Origin of the sequence: Dethiosulfatibacter aminovorans DSM 17477, assembly GCF_900142005.1 — a bacterium.
In the GTDB taxonomy this organism is placed as follows: domain Bacteria; phylum Bacillota; class Clostridia; order Tissierellales; family Dethiosulfatibacteraceae; genus Dethiosulfatibacter; species Dethiosulfatibacter aminovorans.
The window spans coordinates 1-8193 of record NZ_FQZL01000056.1; the positions used below are offsets into that span (position 1 = coordinate 1).

At 39.3% G+C, this 8193-nt stretch carries 5 protein-coding genes and 1 pseudogene; all 6 read right to left on the reverse strand.

The window, feature by feature from the left end:
• Positions 1 to 175 (reverse strand): annotated as a pseudogene (locus BUB05_RS17950) (urocanate hydratase); the annotation flags it as partial.
• 344 nt (positions 176 to 519) lie between these two features.
• Positions 520 to 2502, reverse strand: a complete 1983-nt coding sequence (locus tag BUB05_RS17955; RefSeq protein ID WP_073051117.1) for a sigma-54 interaction domain-containing protein — start codon at positions 2500 to 2502, stop codon at positions 520 to 522.
• Positions 2503 to 2846: 344 nt separating this feature from the next.
• Entirely contained in the window at positions 2847 to 4376 is a 1530-nt protein-coding gene (gene hutH, locus BUB05_RS17960; RefSeq protein ID WP_073051121.1) for a histidine ammonia-lyase, read from the reverse strand.
• Between the two features lie 89 nt (positions 4377 to 4465).
• Positions 4466 to 5671, reverse strand: a complete 1206-nt coding sequence (locus BUB05_RS17965) for a M20 metallopeptidase family protein (RefSeq protein ID WP_073051118.1) — start codon at positions 5669 to 5671, stop codon at positions 4466 to 4468.
• Between the two features lie 54 nt (positions 5672 to 5725).
• Entirely contained in the window at positions 5726 to 6949 is a 1224-nt protein-coding gene (locus BUB05_RS17970) for a hypothetical protein (protein ID WP_073051119.1), read from the reverse strand.
• Between the two features lie 587 nt (positions 6950 to 7536).
• Positions 7537 to 8193 (reverse strand): APC family permease (locus BUB05_RS17975; RefSeq protein ID WP_139258084.1); only part of this gene is annotated, 657 nt, incomplete at its 5' end.

The window sequence follows — 8193 nt, forward strand, 5'->3', positions numbered from 1 at the left end:
TTCCGTTTCCTCCGTAGATTACGAGAAGCTCGGGAATCTCCGCGTTCTCCATGTTGTTCTCAAGCATTCTAAGGATCGACTCCTGCTTCCATCCCTTGCATCTGAGAGTCGGTCCTCTCTGGGCCTTCACTTCGTACAATATTTCAGGCTTGTTTGTCTTTTCAGTTAAACTCATTTCTCTTCCTCCAATATAATTTTCGAATTTTAAGTACTTGAAATTATATAGAGCAAGTTCCGTGCCAACTTTTGGTTTTTCCCAAGTCACGTGTTTTCAACGTTTTTCATCCTGCTTCCGATATCCTTTAAAATTATTAGTATAATTTTTATACGCACAATCGCTGCAGGCCTTTATTTTGCACGTTGATTATTTCAAATTTTCGTATAAATTTTATACGAAGCACTAAGGTTTCATACTTTTCTGCATATTTTGATTTTTTCACCTTTATTTCTAGTATCCCAGAAGTGCAGGCAATATTGAAAAAAGCCCATTGTTCTCAATATTCATCCCATAGTTTTATATTATTGAATTTGTTTTTTTCCTTCTTCTGTTATCATTGTAGCCTCACGTCCTCGACCGATTGTTATCCAACCCTTCTCCTTTAAATTTTCCAGAGCTTGCCTTATTGCATACTCTGAAAATTTAGTACCTTTGGATGAAAGCGTGTTCACAAGTCCTCTTCGACCCATACTATTTTTTTCCAGACACTTCAATATTTCAATCTCAATATTCTTTTCTTTCTCTAAACAAGATGTTTTATCGCTTTCAGATGTCAGAAAGCCTTTTGTAATTTTTTTACGATATCTTTCAGGAAGATGAGATGATTTCAAAAACATCGAACCAAAGCTGAGTATATATTCTGCACATCCCTTTAATTCTCTTGCATTTCCCGGCCAATTCCAATTATGTAAAAAATTTTGCAGCTTCTCATCCAGATGATATGTTCCACAGCCTAGAAAGGACCTTAGCAATGGGTCAATATCTTCTTTTCGTTCGCGCAAAGGCGGAATAAAAAGAGTTACAGCACTGAGCCGATAAAAGAAATCATCTCTAATAGTACCTTCCGAGACGGCTTTTTCCATGTCAATATTTGTGGCACAGATTACTCGTACATCAACATTTTTAACTATATTCGAGCCTACAGGCTTGACCTCTTTCTCCTGTAGAAATCTAAGAAGCTTTACCTGCATTTTCAAACTGGCCTCACCTATTTCATCAAGAAAGATTGTTCCTCCATTGGCAGCCTCCAGCATACCTTTCTTGCCCGTCCGCAGTGCACCTGTAAAGGCGCCTCCTGCATATCCAAAAAGTTCCGATTCCAGCAAGGTTTCTGAAAATGCTCCGCAATTAACTGCAATGAATGGCCAACTGCTTCTTTTTGAAGCGGCATGTATGGAATGTGCCAAAAGTTCTTTTCCCGTACCCGACTCTCCTTCTATTAGTATGGTATAATCTGTATTTGCAAAATGTCTTGCCAGTTCAATGACACGGTTCATTGATTCGCTTTCATGAACTATATCTTTAAATCTATAGCAGGACTCGTTTGACTGGTCTTTTATTAAAACCCGCTTTAATTCAATAATAATTTGATTGTAAAAACCAACCACATAAGACCCGGCAGGTTTCAAAACAACTTGATACTGCCTTCCATTAGTCGATTGATAAATACCTGTTCCTCCATTTTCTGTGCATGCAGCATTGATTTCCGTCAACAACGCACTGCAAAAAAGTGTATTCCCTATCATTCTTTCAATGTCGATATGGAATTCATCGCGAAAACTTTCATTCAAGCCTAAAACCATCATTTGTTCGTTAATCAATATAGTAGGATTTTCAAGAAAATCCAGAAGCTCCAGTCGATCCTTGATGAATTCACTTGTTTTGGATATCATCACACATTTCCAATAATCGAGTATCTTGCTTTCATCCTTAACGTAATTCGAAATCTTGTTTTCAATGAAATCAGAAGAAAGATTTGCTTCCTCTCCAATTCTTCTTATTACGTAAGGATGTATGATTCTCCAACCAATATCGATATATCGGTTGATTCCTTCCAGATCATATGTCTTTATTCCCATATATGTTGCAATATTAATACCATTCAGGTCCAATTTCTGCCCAAAATATGGTATGAACTTTACATTATCAATTCCAAGCTGCTCTAATGTAACCATTGTATTCCATGAATAAATATTGTCACAGCTTACAAGCAGGCATTCTGAACCACGAGGCAACTCTCTAAGCTCATCCAGACAAGAACCATCAATGGTAACACTGATATTAATGAATTTCGCTTTTGAATTAAGGCATTTTTGGCGCAATGGCTGTTCAACGAATGTCCCTGTATTCAAAACAACATCCGCATAAAACGGGACAATAGAATCAATGCCTACAACAAGATGCATTTCAATGTCTACATAATCTTCAAATATTTGTTTCAATATCGTTGTATAATAATGTATGGTTTCTTCGTAAAAAAAGAATACAGCAACCTTAAGTTTCATAGGCACACCTTACATAAATATTTTTCACTATGGCAACTGTTCATTCCACCCTGTTCAATTCTAATGCTCTGACAGTATTTATCTATCATTTTAATTTTCCCCCTTATACATGGTATTATTTATATATTTTATTTCAGCTTCCTGCATTACTTTCACATATATTTTACTATATCATAATTGGCCTATTCAGTCATGCAATCTCTTTCAACGACTACTATTGCATGATATGAAGACTTGCGAATCCACTATTAATGAACCCTTCTATATTAAAGTCTTTTATTATTTATCAAAAAATTGAAAACGACGTCTGTTAAAAACATCGCTTTCTTGTGTTTGAATCCATTTTAATTCAGTTTTCCCACTACCTCTTCAACAGCTTCCAATACCTTTACTGAAGAGATCAACTGGGCAGCATTGTCCATGTCTGGATATATCACCCTGTCTTCTTTCATGAAGGTCACTCTTTCCCTGAGAATATCATAGGCTTTTCTTGAACCGATTCCAAGCTTTTCAGGTTCCTTGAAATCAACTGCCTGGGATGCGCAGATAAGTTCAATTCCAAGAACATACTGGGCATGCTTGATTATGGTCCTCGCCTTCCTTGCGGCAATTGTACCCATGCTTACATGGTCTTCCTGGTTTGCCGATGTGGGTATTGAGTCTACGCTAGCAGGATGAGCCAACACCTTGTTTTCAGATACTACTGACGCTGCTGCATATTGAGGTACCATAAATCCGCAGCAAAGACCTTCTACCGGAGTAAGGAATCCCGGGAGTCCGCTTAACATTGGATTTACAAGCCTTTCAATACGTCTTTCAGATATGTTTGCATATTCAGCCATTGCGATACCAAGGGTATCCATTGCTATTGCAACAGGCTGTCCATGGAAGTTTCCTCCCGAATATGCATCTTCAGTATCAACAAGAATCAACGGATTGTCTGTTGCCGAGTTTATTTCGGTTTCAATAACTCCTGCAACATAGTCTAGAGCCAACCTGCTCGCTCCATGTATTTGAGGTGTACATCTCAGTGAATAAGCATCCTGCATCCGTTTCTCACCCTGTCTGGTAGTCAGCTTGCTGTCTTTGCAAAGTTTCAAAAGGTTTTCGGCAACTTCAATCTGTCCCTTGTGAGGGCGTGCAATATGCATTCTCTTGTCAAAAGGATCAGTTATTCCTTCGAGGGCTTCTATTGTCAACATACATACTATGTCCGCAGTCTTTGATAGTACGATTGAATCATATACTGCAAGACTTGCAACTGCAGTCATTGCACATGTTCCATTGATAAGGGCAAGTCCTTCTTTTGCCTGAAGCGTTACAGTAGGTATTCCAGCCTTCTCCATGGCAGTCTTGCCTGTCATCACTTTACCATTATACTCCGCTTCTCCCATACCAAGCATTGGAAGAACCATGTGGGCCAAAGGACACAGGTCTCCACTTGAACCTACGGAACCTTTTTCCCTTACCTGGGGATGTACTCCCTTGTTAATCATGTCTATCAAAGTCTGAACAACTTCCAGTCTGATTCCCGAGTATCCTTTTACAAGAGCATTGGCCCGCAAAAGCATTATTGCTCTTGTTACTTCAGTATCAAACGGGTCGCCGATACCTACGGCATCTGCTACAATCAAATATCTCTGCAGATCTTCAAGCTGGTCGCTTGAAATGCTGATATCACTGAATTTCCCAAAGCCCGTATTGATACCATACATTGGTCGGCCTTCATCCAGAAACTTTTCAACAAGTGCTCTTGATCTGTTGATTTTTTCCTTTCCTTCCTCAGATATTTCAACTTTAAATCCATGTCGGCATATCTGCACCACTTCCTCCAGGGTGAGGTTTTCGCCATCTAAATAGATTGTATTTGTCATTATCTCATCTTTTTCAGATGCCAATCTTTCTTCAATGATCTTTGTCATTTTCTTCCTCCGTTTTTTGTAAAATAATTATTGTGTAAATCCTACTTGTTGTCCTGCAGCCACTTGAACGCAAAGTATGAATAATATGCAGCTCCTACATAAAGTTTTGATTCATCAAAAATCGTTTTTGGATTGTGATGAGGATATTTGAAGCCTTCTTCTGCATTTCCTGCAGTGAGAATGCCTATGAAAGAGGGAACTTCCCTGCTTATATATGCAAAGTCTTCCGAACCATTGAGCATGTCATCATCCATGATAGAACCTAATTTACCAACATTTTCCTTCCCTATAAGGGTTTCTGCGTAATCTATTCCGAAATCTCTCATTTTTTCATCATTTATTGCAGATGGGCATTCCAAAGTATATTCTACAGAAGCGCTCCCTCTGAAAGTTTTTGCAGTTCCTTCACAAATCTCCTCAAGCCTTCTCTTCATAAACTGCCTTGTGTCTTCGTTGGTTGTTCTAATACATCCAATCAGCTTTGCTGTATCCGCCACAACATTTGATGCTTTTCCTCCGGAAAGATGTCCCACTACACAAAGGGCTTTTTCTGAAGGTTTTATTTCCCTGGACACCAGTTCCTGCAATGCAATATGAGTATGACATGCTATGTTTAGAGGATCCACCGATTTTTCCGGCATGGCTCCATGCCCGCCTCTTCCCTTTATGTTTATGTGGAATTCATCGGGTGCAAGTGTTGCAGCTCCAGATTTAGGAACCAGGATACGTCCTGGTTCCTGCTCAAATCCAGTAAAACTGTGTATCATCATTGCAGCGTCAACTTTCGGATTTTCCAGAATTCCTACCTCAATCATTCTCTTCGCTCCAGACAAGGTTTCTTCTCCAGGTTGGAACATCAGTTTTACATTTCCCTCAAGGGATTCTTCCACCTGTTTCAATATCTGTGCTGCAGCAAGTAACATACTGGCATGTATATCGTGTCCGCAGGCATGCATATTTCCATTGGTCGCCTTGAAATCAATATCAGCTTCTTCCTCTATCGGTAGAGCATCCATGTCACCTCTTAAAAGGATTGTTTTTCCTTTTTTGGGGTCTCCGATGTTAACAACTATGCCGTCGCCCAATTCTACCGGCTCAAGCTCCAGTTCCCTAAGCTTTGTCATCAGATATTCCCTTGTCTTGAATAAATCCAAACCTATTTCAGGTATTTTGTGCAACTCTCTACGGTTTTCAACTATGAAATCTTGAAGTCTCATTGCTTCATTCATAAAATATTCTGGATACATACAATTTCTCCTTTTATTTCAGCTATCTATTTATGATATTTCGTTTATTGCCCTCTACAGCATCTTTACAATTATTCCGGCAAGGAAAACAGAACCGAAAGTTACAGTTGTGAATCCGCCAATTATCATTTTAGGCTGTATCCTGTTCAGTAAAAATTCATGTTGCTCCGGAGTTTTAGCAGTTACTTTAACAGCTTCATTGGACAGTATTTCGGTTCCCGGATATCCATACAGAGCAGACAATGCTATTGAAATTGCCATTTCTTTTGAATAACCTAAAATCTTGCCTGCAATACCGGAAAATAGAGCAAGACCTGCAACACCGGATATAACTATACCTACCGTAGGAGCTATCATAGAAAACACTACCTCCGGAGTGGCACTTGCTAATCCTGAAACAACGGCAAATCCAACTATTACTATATATGTATATCCGCTAATATTTGATTTGGCTATTGGAGATCTGTCAAGAAATCCTATTTCACTGAACACAACACCAACAATCAACAGTATAACATACCTTGATATGAAGTCTCCGCCTTCCGGTCTGAACGATGCATTTAAGGCATTTGTAATAAGTATGCCCACCAATCCGGTTATTGCCAGTTTGAAAAGTATTACATTAGGTGAATTGTATTTTGCAGGTATTTGAGGGATCTGGAAACCTTTCTTTGAAGTTCCTGTGCATTCATCCACTTTCGTCATCGATAGTTCGTTCATTCCACCAACTGCTCCCGGTTTAAAATCTTCCAGCAGTCTTCTTCCTTCTTTTTTCAGGAGAAACGATGTAAGTGGATAGCCAACAAAGCTCTGAATTACAAATACTGCAAGCGCCATTATAGCCAGGTCACTTCTTCCTATCGCTTCAGCCCCCTGCCTCATGATTTCATATGCTACAATTCCTCCTGCCAGAGGAGGAGCTCCGATCAAAGCGACTTCTCTTCCAAACAAAACTCCGCCTATGGCAAGAGCGCCTGCAATAACACCAAGAAGTCCCGCCACGGCAATGACGATGGTTCTCCATTGCTGAAGCATTTCACTAATACTTATTAACGCACCCATGTTTGCCAATTGAAGATAATAAACCAGGTAAACCATGGCAACGGATATTCCCGTAGTAGTGAATAAATCTCTTGGAATTATTCCAGTCCAATACCCCGCTATACTTAGTACCGCTATTGTAAATAAAGTAGGAAATCTTGCTTCTGTTTTTGTAGAAACTATGTCTGATATTGCAAAAATCCCCATTAATATTGCAAATGCTGTAATTTCCATCATAACTAATTCTCCTCATATATTTTGATTTTTTTGTGAATTGGTGTTGAAAAATCACCTATACATTAAATGAAAAATGCACAGACAATTTCAAATCAGTAACTCATTTTTTCCTTCTTCAGAATTTATATTCTCAGCTCTTAAAATATTATTGATCTAGAAGCCTTTGTTGTATACTTCCGTTTAACCAAGTCGAAGTTGTCGCCAACAAGGGAAATCGTTTTCTTTCCAGGCAAGTTCATACCCTAGCAAATTAAGAATCTCCTCGCCAAGAGCAAGATTGCCGTCGGAAGTCAAGTTGGCCTGCTTCGAATTTTGATGCTTTTCATTGATAAAAAATTGATTTTATTAAAATCTTTCATTTTGATCATTATCTCCTCTCAAAAGTTTTATTAATTTCACTTAAATATTATGCAAATATCATGCCAAGACACTTCATATTTGTCGACCTTTGAAAAGGTTGAAATTCAAACGATTAAACTTCTAAGTCAATTCAGATCGATAAAAATATTGGGATGAATATTGAGAAAAGCCCACTATTCTCAATATTCATCCCATATTTTTATATTATTGAATTTGTTTTTATTAGTTTAATATCCCTCAGCCCTCGGCCATGCATCTGCATTGCCTATGAAGCTGTTGAAATCTATGTAGTGTTCCCTTCTCTTCTTGAACCACAGTGATGCAAGAAAATAGAATGCCAGCCCCCCAAGTATGTTTATCCAGTATCCGAAGTACATTCCCACTATTGCCATTACGGCTATGACCATCAGTATTATTGACGGTACCGGATGGAAGGGTGATACGTATTCCCTCTGTATTGTTCCCATCGGGTACATCCTTCTGAATTTCACCATCATTATTGCAGACATTATGTACACCAGAAGTGCAGACAGTATTGAGAATGTCACCACCTGGTCCAGCATTCCAGTGTATCCGAAGGCTATTGCTATGGGAAGCAGAAACAGTATCGCCCTGTATGGCGTCTTATACTTGGGATGAAGCACTCCAAATATCTCAGGAATGAGAGTATCCCTTGACATTGCATACCATGCCCTGCTTGAGTCCGTTATGCATCCGTTGGCACTTGCCATGCAGGACAGTATCGTTCCTGTGAAGAGGGCATTTATGACTATCGGGTTTCCTACCGCTCTTGCCGCATCGAATAAGGGGTATACGCTTGATCCCAGTACTCCAGCCTCAACCAGACCGGAACACACGAGCCAAGTGGTTGTTGCTCCAACCAG

Bases quoted from the DNA above. Each gene is read 5' to 3' on its own strand.
- BUB05_RS17955 (WP_073051117.1), bottom strand. From the start codon at position 2,502: ATGAAACTTAAGGTTGCTGTATTCTTTTTTTACGAAGAAACCATACAT.
- hutH (WP_073051121.1), bottom strand. From the start codon at position 4,376: ATGACAAATACAATCTATTTAGATGGCGAAAACCTCACCCTGGAGGAA.
- BUB05_RS17965 (WP_073051118.1), bottom strand. From the start codon at position 5,671: ATGTATCCAGAATATTTTATGAATGAAGCAATGAGACTTCAAGATTTC.
- BUB05_RS17970 (WP_073051119.1), bottom strand. From the start codon at position 6,949: ATGATGGAAATTACAGCATTTGCAATATTAATGGGGATTTTTGCAATA.